We start from the raw sequence: 15,386 nt of genomic DNA, 5'->3' as shown, positions 1-15,386 counted from the left end.
ATCGCAAAAAAAGCTCGAAATATCAGCCAGATCGTGCGACACACCGGCTCAATTGGCGGATGGCCTCACGCAAACCCCTCTACCGTGTGAGGGGTGAGCAGCAGCGGCCTGATCTACGCAGTCATCGTCGGGGCCTGGGCCGCCTACTTGGTGCCGATGTGGCTCCGTAGGCAGGACGAGCTGAACGAGGCCCGTCCGACCGAGCGCTTCAGCACCGCCATCCGGCTTCTGTCCGGACGGGCGGGCATGGAGCGCAGGTACGCCAAGGACCTGCAGGCGCGCTCCACCGAGGAGGGGGAGCCCGACGCCGACGTGCCGGACGTCCCCACCGACTCGGTGGACGTCCGGGCCTTCGCCATGCCCCCGGCCCCCCGGCCCCAGGTCACGGCGGCGGTCCCGGAGGGCGAGCAGGCCGGTCCGGCGCCGGCCCGCGAGCAGGCCACGGCCGAGGCGGCCCGCGAAACCCGCGAGCACTCCGCCAGGGCGGCCCGGGAGCAGACGGCCGGCTCCGCGCAGGAATCCGGCACCGCGCCGGCGCACCCGCGCGTGCCCGAGACGCGGCGCGCGCCCTCCGCGCCGGCGGTCTCCACCGCCGGATCCGCGCAGGCGCAGGCGGCCGCCGCACGCGCCCGGCGCTCGAAGGTCCTCGCGCGCCGCAGGCGCACCACCGTCGTCCTCTTCCTCGCCTTCACCCTCGGCGCGATCGTCGCGGCCGTCGGCGGGCTGGCGTTCCTGTGGGCCCCCGGGGTGCCCGCCGTCCTGCTCAGCGGATACATCGCCCACCTGCGGTCCCAGGAGCACCGCCGGTTCGCGTACCAGATGGACCGCAGGCAGGCCGAGGCCGCCGCCCGGCGGCTGCGTGAGCGGCAGCCGCGCCGCCGGGCGTCCGCCTCGGCCGCGCACGCCCCCGCCGACCCCGGCCTCGACGCCGGCGCAGAGGAGCCGCACGAGGGCCCCGAGGCCGAGACCGACCCGGGCCTGGTGGCGCTCGCCGCGGACCGCAGGGCGCTCGTCGAGCAGACCGACCACGCCGAGTGGGTCGACCAGCAGCGCGAACGCCAGCGGCGGCCGGACCACGGCGACAGCTGGGACCCGGTGCCGGTACCGCTGCCGACGTACGTGACGGCGCCGGTCGCACCGCGGGCCACCTCCGACGTGGACCTCGGGGCGCCGGACACCTGGAGCTCGGCCCGGTCCAGCGCCGTCGCGCCCGAGCACGAGGCGGCCGACGGGGCGCCCGCCCAGGACGCCGCGGACGGCGCGCAGGACGTGCCGGACGGGGACGCGGGACGGCCCGAGGACGGCGAGCGCAGCGACGCGCGCCGCGCCGCGTCGGCCCGGCGCTCGCGCGAGCGGGTCCGCACGCCGCTGTTCGACCAGTACGAGGACGGCGAGCGGCCGCGGGCCGCCAACGAGTGAGCGGCGGCGCGGCCACGACGACGCGGTGTCCGCGGAGGTCGGGGGCTCGGGGAGCGGATTTCCGAGCACCCCGACGGGGATGCTAGAGTTTCACTCGTTGCAAGGGCCTGTGGCGCAGTCTGGTAGCGCACCTCGTTCGCATCGAGGGGGTCTGGGGTTCAAATCCCCACAGGTCCACGCAGCTCAAAGCCCCGGTCGGGATTCCCGACCGGGGCTTTGGCCATGTCGTACCTGTGCCGGGTGTCGGCGGAGGCGCTCGAAGCCTCAAACCGCAGTCACGGGAGCCGCTTTGGCTCTGCCGCACGCTCCGGCCGGGTGTGTCCGCGCAGGCGCGCCCCCTCGCCCCGCTCGTGGCTGGCTTCGGTGTCTTTCCCGGCGCTGCGCGGCCGTCCTCGTCCTGGGACGGCACCGCTGAAGGAGTTCCCTCGTGGATTCCGTGACGACGTCCGGGTTCCGGTGTTTGTGGACCTCTGCGGCAACACGGTCGGTGTCGGCGACCCGGAGACCGGCACCCAGTCGGTCGACGACCGCGGCGACCCTTCCCGCTCCCGTCCCTCTCCCCGGCATATTCCCTGGCCCTGCACGCTGCCGGGGCCCGCTTCGGGCCCGAAGGACAGGAAGAGCGCGACGGACTCGTCGGGCGGGCCCACGGTGAGCCCGAGGAACCGAGGAAAAGGGAAGCGGCGTGGACGCCGTATGCGTCCACGCCGCCGAGATGAACGGAGCGAGTTCGAACCCGCTCAGAAAGCGCGGCTGTTGCACCCCATGTCGGATCCGAGCCGGCTCTGCTGCGCACCCGGGTTGCCTTCGCCGTTCAGCAGGTTGCCCGCCAGGCCGGTGAGGGCGCCGACACTGCCGAGCACCTCGATGTTCATGTCGTGCGAGCGGCACTCGATGCCCTGCGTGACGTCGATGTCGTGGCCCGGTTCGCCCTGTGCGAAGGCGGTGTTGCCGCCCAGGGAACCGACACTGCCGAGGAGGGCGCTGACGAGAACTACCTTGTGAAGCTTGCGCATCGAGGACTCCGTTGGTGAAGTGCAGAGATCTGCAGGAGGGTGGGGCGGGACTGTGCGGGTGCGGGCCGTCAGCCGAGCTGGGGAAGTCCCAGCTGCCCGACGGGGGGTGCCGCGATCTGTCCGAGGGCGACCGGAGCCAGCTCCGATGCGCTCGTGGGCGTGATCGTCGGGTTGACGAGCGGGTTCACCTGCGGGTTGATCTGGGGGTTCATCTGCGGGGCGACGAGCATCGGGGACTCCGACTCGAACGCCCGGGGTACTACGACCTGCGGGGCCACCTGCGGCATGACCTGCGGAACGATCTGCGCCGGGGCTGCCGGCGCCGGCTGCGCGGGCGCGGCCTGTGCGGGGGCGGCCTGTACCGGCTGCGCGGGGGCGGCCTGCTGCGGGCTCGGCGCGCTGAGGGCCTGGGCCGTCCCCTGCGACGATGCCGAGGCCGATGCCGAGGCGTGGCCGGTCTGCTGTGGTCCTGACGGAGCGGCCTGTGGGGCCTGCTGGGGAGCCGCGGCCGGAACGGCCGGCCGATCCGGAACCGATGCCGGAGGGGTGTTGAGCTGCCCGGCGGACGGGCTGGCATGACTGCCGCCGACGCCGATGCCGGTCAGACCGCCGGCCGCCACGACGACGAGCGCGGCCTTGTGAAGCTTCCGCATGAAACCCTCGGTCCTTCATTACCTGAGATGGAATCCATTGCATTGAGCGCGGTCACGCGTGCGGTGGGCGTGATACTCGCACCGCGCCGTGGGCAACGGTCGTTCGAGGAGCACGCGGACTTTGCGGCGGAGCCGACAGTGGGACGCTCCACCTCTCGGATGGTCCACGACCGCTGTCCTCCCCCTTCGAGGAACGAGGTTTCGGCGCCGCGGTCACGGCATCCGACGGCCCGTCACCCATTTGCCGTCCGCCACACGGGCGTCATCGCGCGTACGCCCTTCCATCAAATGAGTGACCACTTCTCCGGCACCCGTATCGAGCCCAGGGAGATTTCGTTCCCCACGGAGCGATGAGAAGCGTTCATCGCGGCCGCACAGGGCGGCAAGAACAGCGAAGGCTGTGCTGCCTCATCGGCACCCCGTTCCTGCACAGGTCAATTGAAGAGCCGAGGAATTCATGCGCAAGCTTCACCAGGTCGCGCTCGTCGTCGCAGCAGCCGGCGGTCTGTCCGGCGTCGGCATCGGCCCGAGCTCCGCCGCCACCCCCGCCACCCACAACGGCACCGCGCCGCCGCCCGTTTCGCAGTCCGAGGCCCAGGCGGCCTCGGCGACCTCCGCCCAGGCGACCACGCAGACCTACGGCACGGCGACTCCGCAGCAGAGGGCGCCGCAGCAGACGACACCGCAACGCGGCACTCAGATCGCCCCGCAGGTCAGCCCGCAGCTGAATCCCCAGCTCAGCCCGCAGCTCTCCCCCCAGGCGCCGCAGAGGGAACAGGGGGCTTCGGCGGGGCAGACCAACCTGTTCCGTCCGTACCAGGAGTGCAGCCCGCAGACCCTGCTCGACGCGAACGTCCCGGTCGCCCTGCTCGCCCCGGCTCAGACCCGGGGTGTCGACTGCACCCAGGCCAACAGCCAGTCGAACTCGTTCACCAACGTGCAGCGGTAGCACCGGCGGACAGTCCCTTCGGCGCTCGACGCGGGCCCTGGGCGACCGGGCTCGGCGGGACCGGCGACACGGCCTCCGAATGTTTCCCGCATGTCACAGGAAAAGGGCGTGTCGTTGTCCATCTTGCGGCTTCTGTCGCTAATCTCCTACTTCGTAAGGGCGATCTGGAACGGATCGCACGGTCTCATCTCATCGGAGAAGAAATGCGCAAGCTTCGCAACGTTGCGGTTCTGGTCGCTGCCCTCGGCAGCATCGGCCTCATCGGCGGCACGGCCCACGCGGGTCAGGGCGGCGAGCCGGGTGACCACTTCGACATCAAGCAGAGCTCGCAGTGCAAGTCGCACGACCTGAACCTCGACCTGCTCGGCAACGTCGGCGTGCTGAACGGCCTGCTGGGCAACGCCCTGAACGGCGAGGGCAACCCGGGCGCCCAGGCCACGGACATCGGCTCCACCATGGGCTGCAACAACAGCGCCTTCTGAAATCCTCTCCGGCGGTAAACACGCCGGAAGACGAACGGTCCCGGCACAGGACCTCGGGCGATGTGCCGGAACCGTTCATGTGCGCCAAAGGGGCCCTGGAGGCGGCACGGCATGTGGCCGGACGCCTCCAGGCCCTTCGCACAGGGCACCGTTCAACCCTTCACACCGTATAAAGGCGATCTCTCGCGGGTCGCCTTTATCCCACTCCTTCGGAGATGACATGCGCAAGCTCCGCACGGCCGCCGTCCTGGCCGCCGCATTCGCAAGCGTCGGACTCCTGGGTGCCGGCGCCGCCCACGCGGGCCAGGGCTGGGGCCAGGGCGACAGCTTCAACGTCCAGCAGAGCAGCACCTGCCAGTCGCACGACCTGAACCTCGATCTCCTCGGCAACGTCGGCATCGGCAACGGGCTGGGCGGCAACCTGCTGAACGGCGAGGGCAACCCGGGTGCGCAGCAGACGTCCCTGGGCTCCAGCATGGGCTGCAACAACACGTTCGGCCGCTGATACTCCAACAGCGACGAATCCGGGGCGGTCCGCCAGGACCGCCCCTTCGGTGTGGGAGTCGGGGATCGTCCGGGCTCCGAGCGGCTTTCCGGGCCCGGGTCCTCGTCCGGACCGGTCGAGCCGCACAAAGCGAAATGCTGGCCCGGAATCACTTCCGGGCCAGCATTTCGCTTTGCGTGATCAGGCGTTGACGCGAGGCTTCTTGAAACCCTTGGGCAGTTCGGCCGTGTTGGAGCACTCTACGACCGGACCGACTTTGGTGGGCGCATTTCCCAGCAACTGATCCTGCTGGGAGACCACGTTCGGCTTGTCCGTCGTCGAGCAGTCCTGCTCCTGCCTGATGACGTGGGTGCCGTCCTTCTCGGTGTACGTCTCGTTCTTCTTGACGCAGCTGACGTCATTCTGAACGGTGGTGCGGCAGTCGTCTGCTTTTCCTTCGGCGTGTGCCTGTGAGACGCCGAGGCAGAGAGCGGTGACACTTCCGACGAACGCCGCCACGGCGGCAGTCTTCTGTGAGGGGAACATGGAGTGCATTCCTTTGTGATGAAGGCTCGGACGCCCCTGTCGTGTCGACCGGTGCCGCCCGAGCCGGGAGGCCGGAAAGGGTGATTCTGTGTTCGCCGCGGGACGGCTGTAGCCCGGACGCGAACTCGGCGTCCGGGCTACCTGTACCGCGGGTGTCACTCGGCGCATCGCGTACGGGGCGATCCGGTACATGACCCGGACACCGGGTTCGCGCGCTTTCGGAGAAGGCTGATGCGCTGGGATGACATCGGGGGGAGAGACGAGACCGCGGTGGGTCTTACTCGCCCTCGCCGCCGTGCTGCCGGCCGGGACCCTGCTCGGGCGCGTAGCTCTTCTGCTCCTGGGGCTGGGCCTGCTCCTGGGCCTGGGGCTGAGCCTGCTCCTGCGGCTGGGCCTGGGCTTCGGGCTGGGCTTCGACCTGGGGCTGGGCCTGGACCTCGGGCTGGGCCTGCGGCTGGGCTTCGACCTGGGGCTGGGCCTGGACCTCGGGCTGGGCCTGCGGCTGGACCTCGGCCTGGGGCTGGGCCTGGACCTCGGGCTGGGCCTGCGGCTGGACCTCGGCCTGCGGCTGGGCCTGGAGCTCAGGCTGGATCTGCGGCTGGACCTCAGGCTGGGCCTGGGGCTGGAAGTAGTAGCCACCTCCGACGGCCAGGGCGTTGGCCGATGAGGTGGCGACCGCGGTGACCGGCGCGCCGTCGCCACCGTCGGCGAAGCTGGTGCCCGCACCGAGGGCGGAGAGACCCGCGATCGCCGCCGCTACGACCATGGCGCGCTGAAACTTAAGCATGATATGACCCTTTCCTCTCCAGGCATGTTGCCTGGATCGACTACTCAAGGTGATTCTACGAGTACCGTGAGTGACAGTCCGGGATCTGTGCCCTCATGTCGCGCGGCCGCTCCCCAGTCGTGGGGGTGCCGTGGAGTGCGAGGCGGGCGGGTCTGGTGGTCACCGCTTCCCGTCGGCCCTTTCGGGTGCTCCGGGCGAGCAGGTCACTTGGGGGCCGATCCGTGTCGTGCCGCCGTCGATGCCGGCGGGCAGCGTCACGCGCGACGTCGGCAGGCAGCTCTCCTGGTGGGGGATGGTGCCGTTCTCGGGGATCTCGCCTTTGACGTGCTGCACGCAGGTGGTGTTCCCCTGGAGGTCCCGGGTGCAGTTCGACGGGTCTCCCGCGGCGTGGGCGGGGGTGACGCCCGTGGACGCCGCGGCGAGGCCGCCGATGAGCGCCGAGAGGGCCGCGATCTTTTTCCTGCTGAACATGGGATGCGTGTCCTTTGCGCGGGTGTGGTCCGCGGCGCGCGAGGCGGCCGGCCACCGGCCGGCCGCCTCGACGACGGCGCCGCCGCCCTCAGTCGATGAAGGCGTGGTTGTACTGGTCGCAGGTGGTGTCCAGGTTCTGCGCCAGGCCGAGCACGGCGATCGGAACGTTGTTCTCCAGCACCGTCTGCGGGCTGCACTCCTGGTAGGGGCGGTAAAGGTTGTTCACCTGCGGCCCGTTGTCGTGGGTGTCGGCAACGGCGGTGCCGGCACCGATGGCGGACAGGCCGCCGGCGGCCACCGCTGCTGCGATCACGACCTGCTGAAACTTACGCATGGAACCCTCGGTTCTCCATCGCTTGCACATGAAGGCTAGTTGCCTAGCGTGACGGCGTGGATACTAGCAGTAGCTTTCGGTGGGGACGTACGGGCCGCATGTGTCCCGAAGGGGAGGCGGATCTCGGAAATCCTTCCCGTGGTCACCAACTGGCCCTGTGGGAAAGCGCTTTGCCGTTCACCGTCCGCCGAGGTGTGAGGCGGGGGAGGGGCGGGTGTCGAACGGGTTCGCGTCAACACGGCCGACGGGCCGGACGGTTGCCTCGGGGCGATGACGGCCGTGCGACGCACGGAGCCCCCGCCGGTGAGGTCGGCGGGGGCTCCGTGGATGCGGGGAGTCGTGCGCGGGGGTCAGCCGTGCTGGGGCGGGCGGGTCGGCCAGCGGGTCGTCTCGCCGAAGAAACCGTCGATGGCGACGGCCTCGCCGGCGGCCCGGGCCTCCCGGTAGACGTGCAGGCCCACCGCGAGGTCGAGGACGCCGAGACCGAACGGGGAGAAGATGACCGGCTTGTCGGTGTCGGTGCTCACCTGGCCGCGGATGTGCTGGGCGAGGGTGCCGGTGACGAAGTCGCGGTTGCCGTACTTCTGTTCCGCGAGGTGCGGTGAGGTGTTGGCCTTCAGACAGTGGTCGACGTCGTCGACGATGTTGTGGGCGTCGTGGATCAGCTCGGGGCCGATGTCCCTGAGGGAGATGTTCAGCACGACCTGGCCGGGGGCGAACGCGCCCGCGTCCAGCACGTACGGCTCCGCCGCCGTCGTCGCGAACACCACGATGTCGGCCTTGAGCAGGGCGACTTCGAGGCTCGCGGTGGTCGACGTGCGGTAGCCCAGGTGGTCGTCGGCGTGGGTGGCGAGGGCCTCGGCGTACTCGGGGATCTTGTCGTGGACCGTGACGCCGCCGAACTGCCAGCCCTGCGCGGCGAAGAACTCCAGGATGTTGCGGGCGATGATGCCGCCGCCGATCACCGACAGGTGCCCGGCGGTGCGGGAGCCGGACAGCTGCTCGGCGGCCAGGACCGCGGAGGCGGCCGTACGGGCGGCGCTGATCTGGGAGGCCTCCAGCAGGGCGAACGGGTAGCCGGTGGCGTAGTCGTTCAGCAGCAGGGCGGCGCTGGCGCGGGGGATGCCGTCGGCGATGTTCTGCGGGAACGAGCCGATCCATTTGATGCCGGCCACGTCGTGCTCGCCGCCCAGGTAGGCGGGGAGCGCGATGATGCGGGCGTCCGGCTTGTCGGGGAAGCGCAGGAAGTAGCTGTCGGGGTTGACCGAGTCGCCGTCGTCGTGGGCCAGGTAGGTGGAGCGCACCTCGCGCACGATCTCGGGACGGGAGCGGGCGATGACCTCGCGGGCCGTGGTGCCGCCGACCACGCTGAACTCGAACACGGGGGTGCCTTCCGTCGGATGGGTGGGGGTCATCGGCCCGCGGCCGCGCGTTCCGGGGCCGTGGGGGCCGCGGCGGGGGTACCGGACGTGGCCGGGCGGGACGCGCGCAGGAACTTCGGGGCCGCCCAGTTGGCGTTGCCGAGCAGGAGCATCACCGAGGGCAGCAGGACCGCCCGGACCAGGGTGGCGTCCAGCAGGACGGCGACCGCGAGGCCGACGCCGAGCTGCTTGAAGTCCTGCATCTCCAGCGTCCCGAAGACCGCGAACACGGCGACCATGATCAGGCCGGCGCTGGTGACGACGCCCGCGGTGGTGCGGATGCCGTGCGCGATGGCGTCACGGGTGGTGGCGCCGCGGTCGTAGGCCTCGCGGATGCGGGAGACCACGAACACGTGGTAGTCCATCGACAGGCCGAACAGCACCACGAAGACGAACAGCGGCATCCAGGACTCGACGGCGCCGATGCCCTCCGTGCCGACCAAGGACGCGCCCCAGCCGTGCTGGAAGACGGCCGTCATCACGCCGTACGCGGCGCCCACCGAGAGCAGGTTGAGCAGGATCGAGGTCAGGGCGATGACGGGGGAGCGGAAGGAGAACAGCATCAGCAGGAAGGTCACGCCGAGGACGAAGGCGAAGACCGGGACGATGCTCTTCTTCAGCTGGTCGTTGTAGTCGACGGAGAAGGCGAGGTCGCCGCGGACCAGGGCGGTGGTGCCGGCGACCTTGCCGACGGTGCCCGGGACGATGTCCTCGCGCAGCGTGGTGAGGGCCGCCTTGGACGTGGCGTCGGAGCCGTTTCCGGCCAGCGGGACGCTCAGCTCGGCGATGTTCTCCTTCGCGTGGACGGTGACGTCGATGGACTTGCCGGTCCGGCCGGAGGCCAGGGCCTTCGCCCGGAAGTCGGCGATGGCCCGCTTCATCTCCGCCGAGTCGATGTCGGTGGACTTCACGATGACGCTCGCGGGCGCCGGCGAGCCGGGGAAGTCCTTCTCGATCCGCTGGGAGACGACCACGGTCGGGTTGTCCTCGGGCAGCAGCTTGTCGGTGCCGAGCTTCTCCGTCTTCATGCCGAGCGCGGGCGCGGCCAGGGCGAGCAGGAACGCGGCGGCGAGCAGGGCGAAGACGGCGGGGCGGGCCAGGACGCCGCGCAGCAGGACGCTGTCGCGCCGCGGGACGCCGGTCGCGGCGCGGCGGGCCCGGCGGCGGCCCAGGAACGGGATGCGGCCGGCGCCGATCCGGTCGCCGAGCATGGCCATCAGGGCGGGCAGGACGGTCATGGAGCCGAGGACGGCGATGACGACGACCTCGATGGTGGCGATGGCGAAGCCCTCGAAGACGGTCAGCCCGGACAGGAACATGCCGGCCATGGCGACGCAGACGGTGACGCCGGAGATCAGCACGGAGTGGCCGGAGGTGGCCGCGGCGATCCGCAGCGCGGTGGCGTTGTCGTGGCCCGCCTCGCGCTCCTCGCGCTGGCGGCGCAGGTAGAAGAGGCAGTAGTCGACGCCGACGGCCAGACCCATCAGGAACATCATGGAGTTGGTCATGCCGTCGACCGGCACCACGTGGCTGGTCAGGGCCAGCAGGCCGATCGCGCCGACGCAGGCCGTCACGGCGAGCGCGATCGGCAGCAGGGCGGCGACCAGCGCGCCGAACACGGCGAGCAGGATGCCCAGCGAGACCGGCAGCGCGGTGTACTCGGCGCGCACGAAGTCCTCGCCGAGGCTGTCGTTGATGGCCTTCAGGCCGGTGGCGGCGCCGTACTGGCCGAGCGTCACGTCGGCGTGGGCGTCGTCCGTCTTCTCCACGGCGTCGATGACCGGCTGGACGCGGTCGGCCGCGGTGTCCGGGTCGCCCTTGACGTCGTACGTGATGAGCACGGCGTGCTTGTCGGCGGAGACCAGCCCGGTGGTGTCGGGGGTGCGGACGCGGGTGACGAGGCCGGTGGCCTCCAGGGCTTCGGCGGTGTCGGCGACCGCCTCGGTGAACCGGGGGCTGTCGGCGGTGAACTTGTCGCTGCGGACGTGGATCAGTTCGCCGGCGGGTTCGGTCAGTCCGGCGTCCTGGAGGATGCGCTCGGCGCGGCCCGAGTCACCGGTTCCGTAATCGGCCTCGGTGAGGTTGACCTGGCCCGCCGAGCTGCCCAGTGTCATCACCAGAACGACCAGGACGAGCCAGCCGAACACCGCGGTCTTCCGGTGTTCGGCACTCCACCTGCCGAGTGCGGCTGCGAGGTTCCGTTTGGCTGCCATTTTCGCTTCTTCTCTCCTGCGGCATGGGGGGTGCGGGGTTCCGGGAAAAGCTTGGCGCGCGCTCACGGGCATTCGTAGGTCTCGCGGAGGCAGCAAGCTGCGACTGCAGAGTGCTGCCATGTCATACCGGACATAACGGTCACCTGGCCGGTATTTATCCTGCTACCTTCACGCCTCGTAAAGGGAATCCAAACACACTCGGAGAGATCCGGAAGAGGGCGGGGAGGGGCATGGAATTCGCCATTCAGGCCGAAGGACTGAAAAAGAGATTCGGCGATCACGAGGTGCTGGCCGGTGTCGACCTGAGCGTGCCGCCGGGCACGGTGCTCGGGCTGCTCGGCCCGAACGGCGCGGGCAAGACGACCACGGTGCGCACCCTGGCCACCCTGCTCGCGCCGGACGCCGGCCGTGCGACGGTGGCCGGCTACGACGTGGTGCGCCAACCGCGCGAGGTGCGCCGCAGGATCGGCCTGGCCGGGCAGTACGCGGCCGTGGACGAACTGCTCACCGGGCGCGAGAACCTGGTCCTGATCGGCAGGCTGATGGGCCTCGGCCGGCGCGGCGCGCGGACCCGGGCCGAGGAACTCCTCGACGGCTTCGGGCTCCAGCACGCGGCCGGCCGGCCCTCGAAGACGTACTCCGGGGGAATGCGGCGGCGGCTGGACCTGGCCGCCTGTCTCGTCGCCTCGCCGCAGGTGCTCTTCCTCGACGAGCCGACCACCGGGCTGGACCCGGCCAGCCGGATCACGCTGTGGCAGCAGGTCCGCGAGCAGATCGCCCGCGGTGTCACGGTGCTGCTGACCACCCAGTACCTGGAGGAGGCGGACTTCCTCGCCGACCGCATCACCGTGTTCGGCTCCGGCCGGGTGATCGCCGAGGGGACCGCCGACGAACTCAAGCGGAAGGTGGGTGACGAGCGGCTGGAGATCTCCGTGGAGCGTTCCGCGTCGCTCGACGCGGCCGCGGCGGCGCTCGGCCGCGCGGTGTCCGAGGCGCCGGTGGTCGACCGGGAGACCCGGCGGATCGCGGCGCGGCTCGTGGACGGCATCGGGGGAGTGGCCCGCGCGGCCGCCGAACTCGAACGGTCCGGCGTGCCGGTCACCGACTTCGCCGTGCGGCGGCCGTCGCTCGACGAGGTGTTCCTCCAGCTGACCGGGGCGGGAGCCCAGACGAAGGAGAGCGGCGATGAGTGAGGTCCTGTCCCTGACGGGACGGCAGATGACGCATCTGCGCCGGACGCCGGAGAAGATCATCTCGGTGTCGCTCACGCCGATCGCGATGGTGGTCATCCTCGGCTACCTGTTCGCCAGCGTGATCAGCGTCAAGGGCGGCGAGTACCACGACTACGTGATGGCGGGCGTGTTCGCGCAGGTCGGCCTGGCCTGTGTGGGCGCCACCGCGCTCGGGGTGGCCTCGGACCTGCGCACGGGGCTGACCGACCGGTTCCGCTCGATGCCCATCTCGCGGGCCTCGGTGCTCTTCGCGTACACCGTCGCGGACCTGGTCACCGCGGCCGCCGCGATGACCGCGGTGGCGGGGATCGGCCTGCTGGTCGGCTGGCGCGTGCACGGCGGGTTCTGGGAGGCGGTCGCGGGTTTCGCGCTGCTCCTGGGGTTCACCTACGCGATGCTCTGGCTGGGCGTGCTGATCGGCCTCGCCATGCGCAACATGGAGGCCATCAACGGCGTCACCGCCCTCGCCCTCGTGCTGTTCTCGTTCCTCTCCAACTCCTTCATGCCGCTGCGGGGCCTGCCCGGGTGGCTGCGGACGGTCGCGGAGTGGAACCCGGTCAGTTCGGTGGCCGAGGCGTGCCGGGTGCTGTGGGGCAACGCCCCCGCCTCCGCCGGCGCGAGCCTGCCGGTACGGCATCCGGAGCTGGCCTCCGTGCTCACCCTGGGCGTGCTGCTCGCGGTCGTCGTACCGCTGGCCCTGCGCGCCTTCCGCACGGCCGCGGCCCGGTGAGCGGCGGGTGTCGTGGCGCCCGGCGCCACAGCCGCGACACCCGCTCCCCTCTGGGGGCGGCCTCGATCCCCGCGGCGGACCGCGCGGCGCACGCCGCGGAGGCGGTTCGCCGCACCTTTGTCTTTCCGGGGGGCCGCGGCGCCCGCGTCGTTCCGGCGGCGGTGCGGGGCCTCTCCGTCCGCACGGTGGTCCGCGGCTCCTGCGCCCGTACGGTGGTCCGCGGCCCTTTCGCCCGGCCGGTGGTCCGCGGCTCCTTCGCCCGGACGGCGGTCAGCGGCGTCCGTGTTTTCGCGGCGGTCCGTCGTCCGGCCGCGGTCCGTCGTGCCGCGGTGGGCCGTGCCGCGGTGGGCCGTCCGGCCGGCGGTGCCGGTCCGGTCCGCTCAGTCCGCAGTCCCGCCCTCCGGCGTCGCCCCCCTCAGCCAGCCCCGTTCCCCGGCGAGGACGCCGGCCTGGAAGCGGCTGCGGGCGCCGAGCTGGCTCATCAGTTCGGCCGTGATGCGGCGCGAGGTGCGCACCGAGACCCCGATCTTCCTGGCCACCACGTCGTCCGTGTACCCCTGGGCGAGCAGGCTGAGGATGGCGCGGGCCTGGCTCGACAGGCCGGTGCGGGAGTCGGTGATCGGCTCCTGGCCGTAGGGCGTCGCGGCCTCCCAGACGTGCTCGAACAGCGAGCACAGGGCGGAGACCAGGCCCTTTCCGCGCAGCAGCAGGGCGCCGGAGGCGGTGTTCTCCGGGTCGGAGGGCACCACGGCGGTCCGCCGGTCGAAGATGATGAGCCGCAGGGGCAGGGTGGCCACGGTGCGCACCCGTCCGCCCAGGTCGCTCAGCCAGTCGAAGTGCGTGGTCATGTCGGGATCGCTCAGCGAACCCTGGAGGTAGATGCTCCGCATGTGGACGCCCCGGCCCAGCAGGCTCTCGTCCAGCGGGCGCACCGCGCGGCGGGAATCGGCCGGCTGTCTGCTCAGCGGGATGAACGCGCTGAGCTCCTCGGCGCACTCCTGGGACAGCTCCTCCAGCCGGGCGCGGATCATCTCCAGACCGGTGATGCGCTCCACCTCCAGTCCGCGCTGGTTGCGGACGGCGTTGTGGTAGCTGCCGATGATCTCGGTGACGGCCTGGCGGCTGGTGGCGATGGCCTGCTGGCGTTCGGCGAGCCGGACCTCCTCCTGGGTGAGCAGCGCGGTCAGCCGCAGCTCGGGGTTGACGACGAGCAGCTCGCCGGGGGAGTCGCCGGAGGGGCGGACGAGGGCGAGCCGGGCCAGCTCGTCGAGGGCCTGCCGGACCCGCTCGACAGGCCAGTCCAGGTGCGAGGCGAGCCCCGGCACATCCAGGTGGGGTTCCCCGATCATGGCTCGATAAAGACTCTCCGGATCCGATGTCAGCCCGAGTATCCGCAACACTCTTCGCCCCCTATGTACGTCTTCAGACCACGTACCAGTCTCCCGCTCTCCCGGTCCCCGCGGGCTAGGTAGATCGTCAGTGACGGCCCCCGGCTGTCCTACCGGAATGAGACACCTGTGGCGCGATTGCACCCGAAGTTGACCGATTGTCGGCCAAGCTCGAAAGCTTGCCATGTACATGATTAACGTGCGCCTGGCGCGTGGCGCCAGACCCCTGGACGACCGGGAGCTGCGCCGGTCGGTGCGCGCGATGGCCGGCAGCCGGGACGGGGTCCAGCACATCTACGCGGAGGTCGGTGCCGACGGCGCCGACCTCGTCCTGTTCGTGTCCGCCTCCACGCAGGCGGCGGCCCACGCCGCCGCGCGGCGCGTCGTGACGCGGTCGCTGCGGGTGGAGTCGCTGCGCGGCTGGGCGATCCGGGAGTCCGTCGCCGACTGACCGCCGCCCGGCCCCGCTCGCGACCGGAACCCGACGGGGACGCGGCCGGCGGCGCGGCCGGAACCCGACGGGGACGCGGCCGGCGGCGCGGCGGAAACCCGACGGGGGGACGGCGAGAACCGGGCGGGGGCGAGGTGGGGGCCGGCCGGGGCCCGGCTCGAAGCCTGGTCGGGGTCGACCCGAGGCCTGGTCGGGGCCGGTTCGGGCGCCGACCGCTTCCCGGCCGGATGCCGCCGCTTCCCGGCCGTACGCCGACCGCTTCACGACCGGCGCCCGCCCGGATTCCTCCCGGTGCCCGGCCGGCGCCCGCGACCCTTCCCGTCCGCCCGCGGTTCCCGGAATGTTGAGCTCCTATTTCGCCGGAAGCGCATATGCCAAGGGGGAATGGGGAATTCCTTTTCCCGCTGCCCCGGAAAACAATCTGGCATGACGTTGTCACGGCAGGACCCTGACACCCGAAAGTCTTAACCCCGGGGTGACGGGTTGTAAGAATCGACCCATCGGACGAGATGCCCCGGACTTTCCTCGGGAAACTCCGAGCGGGCCCCTCCGGAATTACCAGACCAGTCGAGAAGAGGAATTACCCATGCCGTCGATGCTTCGAATTGCCGCCTGCGCCGTCGTCGCCGTCTCCGCGCTCGTCGTGGGTGCCGGGTCCGCCTCGGCGAGCACGGTCACCGCGGGAGCGGGGACGGCGGTCTCCTCGCCGGCCGCCGGCGGCGCGGTCGCCGACCTGCTCGGGACCCTTCAGGGGCTGATCGGGCTGCACGGCGAACCCGAGTGGTCCTGACACGGGAAGACGGGGGAGGT

General features: G+C 71.2%; 17 protein-coding genes and 1 tRNA gene. 9 read left to right on the top strand and 9 right to left on the bottom strand.

Annotated elements, in window-relative coordinates:
- The first annotated feature begins 93 nt into the window (after positions 1-93).
- Positions 94-1,419 carry a divisome protein SepX/GlpR gene (sepX, locus tag ACZ5FU_RS13065; protein ID WP_468646069.1) on the top strand — a complete coding sequence of 442 codons (1,326 nt, stop codon included), beginning with the start codon at positions 94-96 and terminating at the stop codon, positions 1,417-1,419.
- Positions 1,420-1,522: 103 nt separating this feature from the next.
- Positions 1,523-1,596: transfer RNA gene (locus ACZ5FU_RS13060), tRNA-Ala, on the top strand.
- Between the two features lie 563 nt (positions 1,597-2,159).
- Here ACZ5FU_RS13060 and ACZ5FU_RS13055 read toward each other — a convergent pair.
- Positions 2,160-2,435, bottom strand: a complete 276-nt coding sequence (locus tag ACZ5FU_RS13055) for a hypothetical protein (protein ID WP_451525945.1) — start codon at positions 2,433-2,435, stop codon at positions 2,160-2,162.
- A gap of 68 nt (positions 2,436-2,503) precedes the next feature.
- Positions 2,504-3,088, bottom strand: coding sequence for a hypothetical protein (locus ACZ5FU_RS13050; RefSeq protein WP_451781380.1), 585 nt, complete (start codon positions 3,086-3,088; stop codon positions 2,504-2,506).
- A gap of 457 nt (positions 3,089-3,545) precedes the next feature.
- Here ACZ5FU_RS13050 and ACZ5FU_RS13045 point away from each other — a divergent pair, with 457 nt between their 5' ends.
- From ACZ5FU_RS13045 to ACZ5FU_RS13035, 3 genes are all read left to right on the top strand, one after another.
- Positions 3,546-4,037 carry a hypothetical protein gene (locus tag ACZ5FU_RS13045; RefSeq protein WP_451525943.1) on the top strand — a complete coding sequence of 164 codons (492 nt, stop codon included), beginning with the start codon at positions 3,546-3,548 and terminating at the stop codon, positions 4,035-4,037.
- Between the two features lie 203 nt (positions 4,038-4,240).
- Positions 4,241-4,519, top strand: coding sequence for a hypothetical protein (locus tag ACZ5FU_RS13040; protein ID WP_451525942.1), 279 nt, complete (start codon positions 4,241-4,243; stop codon positions 4,517-4,519).
- 220 nt (positions 4,520-4,739) lie between these two features.
- Entirely contained in the window at positions 4,740-5,024 is a 285-nt protein-coding gene (locus tag ACZ5FU_RS13035) for a hypothetical protein (protein ID WP_451525941.1), read from the top strand.
- Positions 5,025-5,204: 180 nt separating this feature from the next.
- On the opposite strand, the gene ACZ5FU_RS13030 is transcribed toward ACZ5FU_RS13035, so the two are convergent.
- The 6 genes from ACZ5FU_RS13030 to ACZ5FU_RS13005 all read right to left on the bottom strand — a co-directional run bounded on the left by ACZ5FU_RS13030 (position 5,205) and on the right by ACZ5FU_RS13005 (position 10,775).
- Positions 5,205-5,549, bottom strand: coding sequence for a hypothetical protein (locus ACZ5FU_RS13030; RefSeq protein WP_451781382.1), 345 nt, complete (start codon positions 5,547-5,549; stop codon positions 5,205-5,207).
- A 277-nt stretch (positions 5,550-5,826) separates the two neighbouring features.
- On the bottom strand, positions 5,827-6,336 hold the full coding sequence (locus tag ACZ5FU_RS13025; protein WP_469045327.1) for a hypothetical protein: 510 nt from the start codon (positions 6,334-6,336) through the stop codon (positions 5,827-5,829).
- A 159-nt stretch (positions 6,337-6,495) separates the two neighbouring features.
- Positions 6,496-6,807 (bottom strand): hypothetical protein, encoded by a 312-nt coding sequence (locus tag ACZ5FU_RS13020; protein ID WP_451525938.1) that lies wholly within the window; start codon positions 6,805-6,807, stop codon positions 6,496-6,498.
- Positions 6,808-6,895: 88 nt separating this feature from the next.
- Positions 6,896-7,141 carry a hypothetical protein gene (locus ACZ5FU_RS13015; RefSeq protein WP_451781385.1) on the bottom strand — a complete coding sequence of 82 codons (246 nt, stop codon included), beginning with the start codon at positions 7,139-7,141 and terminating at the stop codon, positions 6,896-6,898.
- A gap of 350 nt (positions 7,142-7,491) precedes the next feature.
- Positions 7,492-8,523: a 2,3-diaminopropionate biosynthesis protein SbnB gene (gene sbnB, locus ACZ5FU_RS13010; protein WP_451781387.1), complete on the bottom strand. Its 1,032-nt coding sequence runs from the start codon at positions 8,521-8,523 to the stop codon at positions 7,492-7,494.
- 29 nt (positions 8,524-8,552) lie between these two features.
- Complete coding sequence (locus tag ACZ5FU_RS13005; RefSeq protein ID WP_469045326.1) at positions 8,553-10,775, bottom strand: MMPL family transporter; 2,223 nt, start codon at positions 10,773-10,775, stop codon at positions 8,553-8,555.
- A gap of 230 nt (positions 10,776-11,005) precedes the next feature.
- Between ACZ5FU_RS13005 and ACZ5FU_RS13000 the strand changes: the two genes are divergently transcribed.
- Entirely contained in the window at positions 11,006-11,968 is a 963-nt protein-coding gene (locus ACZ5FU_RS13000; protein WP_451525934.1) for an ATP-binding cassette domain-containing protein, read from the top strand.
- A complete protein-coding gene (locus ACZ5FU_RS12995; RefSeq protein WP_451525933.1) occupies positions 11,961-12,737 on the top strand; it encodes an ABC transporter permease in 777 nt (258 codons plus the stop codon). The genes ACZ5FU_RS13000 and ACZ5FU_RS12995 overlap by 8 nt, the downstream gene beginning before the upstream one ends.
- 380 nt (positions 12,738-13,117) lie before the next feature.
- Here ACZ5FU_RS12995 and ACZ5FU_RS12990 read toward each other — a convergent pair whose 3' ends face one another.
- Positions 13,118-14,086 carry a LuxR family transcriptional regulator gene (locus tag ACZ5FU_RS12990; RefSeq protein ID WP_451525932.1) on the bottom strand — a complete coding sequence of 323 codons (969 nt, stop codon included), beginning with the start codon at positions 14,084-14,086 and terminating at the stop codon, positions 13,118-13,120.
- A gap of 223 nt (positions 14,087-14,309) precedes the next feature.
- Here ACZ5FU_RS12990 and ACZ5FU_RS12985 point away from each other — a divergent pair, with 223 nt between their 5' ends.
- Both ACZ5FU_RS12985 and ACZ5FU_RS12980 read left to right on the top strand, forming a co-directional pair.
- Positions 14,310-14,576: a hypothetical protein gene (locus ACZ5FU_RS12985; RefSeq protein WP_469045325.1), complete on the top strand. Its 267-nt coding sequence runs from the start codon at positions 14,310-14,312 to the stop codon at positions 14,574-14,576.
- A 595-nt stretch (positions 14,577-15,171) separates the two neighbouring features.
- Positions 15,172-15,366 carry a hypothetical protein gene (locus ACZ5FU_RS12980; RefSeq protein WP_469045324.1) on the top strand — a complete coding sequence of 65 codons (195 nt, stop codon included), beginning with the start codon at positions 15,172-15,174 and terminating at the stop codon, positions 15,364-15,366.
- Positions 15,367-15,386: the final 20 nt, after the last annotated feature.

It is taken from the genome of Streptomyces sp. NPDC031554, from assembly GCF_055580685.1.
The sequence above is the reverse complement of the archived record's forward strand: the minus strand, read 5'-3'. Positions and strand labels throughout refer to the sequence as shown.

What these genes read in the sequence shown, in the direction of transcription:
- ACZ5FU_RS13055 (WP_451525945.1), bottom strand. Translation starts at nt 2,435, where the DNA reads ATGCGCAAGCTTCACAAGGTAGTTCTCGTCAGCGCCCTCCTCGGCAGT.
- ACZ5FU_RS13050 (WP_451781380.1), bottom strand. Translation starts at nt 3,088, where the DNA reads ATGCGGAAGCTTCACAAGGCCGCGCTCGTCGTCGTGGCGGCCGGCGGT.
- ACZ5FU_RS13045 (WP_451525943.1), top strand. Translation starts at nt 3,546, where the DNA reads ATGCGCAAGCTTCACCAGGTCGCGCTCGTCGTCGCAGCAGCCGGCGGT.
- ACZ5FU_RS13040 (WP_451525942.1), top strand. Translation starts at nt 4,241, where the DNA reads ATGCGCAAGCTTCGCAACGTTGCGGTTCTGGTCGCTGCCCTCGGCAGC.
- ACZ5FU_RS13035 (WP_451525941.1), top strand. Translation starts at nt 4,740, where the DNA reads ATGCGCAAGCTCCGCACGGCCGCCGTCCTGGCCGCCGCATTCGCAAGC.
- ACZ5FU_RS13030 (WP_451781382.1), bottom strand. Translation starts at nt 5,549, where the DNA reads ATGTTCCCCTCACAGAAGACTGCCGCCGTGGCGGCGTTCGTCGGAAGT.
- ACZ5FU_RS13025 (WP_469045327.1), bottom strand. Translation starts at nt 6,336, where the DNA reads ATGCTTAAGTTTCAGCGCGCCATGGTCGTAGCGGCGGCGATCGCGGGT.
- ACZ5FU_RS13020 (WP_451525938.1), bottom strand. Translation starts at nt 6,807, where the DNA reads ATGTTCAGCAGGAAAAAGATCGCGGCCCTCTCGGCGCTCATCGGCGGC.
- ACZ5FU_RS13015 (WP_451781385.1), bottom strand. Translation starts at nt 7,141, where the DNA reads ATGCGTAAGTTTCAGCAGGTCGTGATCGCAGCAGCGGTGGCCGCCGGC.
- ACZ5FU_RS13005 (WP_469045326.1), bottom strand. Translation starts at nt 10,775, where the DNA reads ATGGCAGCCAAACGGAACCTCGCAGCCGCACTCGGCAGGTGGAGTGCC.
- ACZ5FU_RS13000 (WP_451525934.1), top strand. Translation starts at nt 11,006, where the DNA reads ATGGAATTCGCCATTCAGGCCGAAGGACTGAAAAAGAGATTCGGCGAT.
- ACZ5FU_RS12995 (WP_451525933.1), top strand. Translation starts at nt 11,961, where the DNA reads ATGAGTGAGGTCCTGTCCCTGACGGGACGGCAGATGACGCATCTGCGC.
- ACZ5FU_RS12990 (WP_451525932.1), bottom strand. Translation starts at nt 14,086, where the DNA reads ATGATCGGGGAACCCCACCTGGATGTGCCGGGGCTCGCCTCGCACCTG.
- ACZ5FU_RS12985 (WP_469045325.1), top strand. Translation starts at nt 14,310, where the DNA reads ATGTACATGATTAACGTGCGCCTGGCGCGTGGCGCCAGACCCCTGGAC.
- ACZ5FU_RS12980 (WP_469045324.1), top strand. Translation starts at nt 15,172, where the DNA reads ATGCTTCGAATTGCCGCCTGCGCCGTCGTCGCCGTCTCCGCGCTCGTC.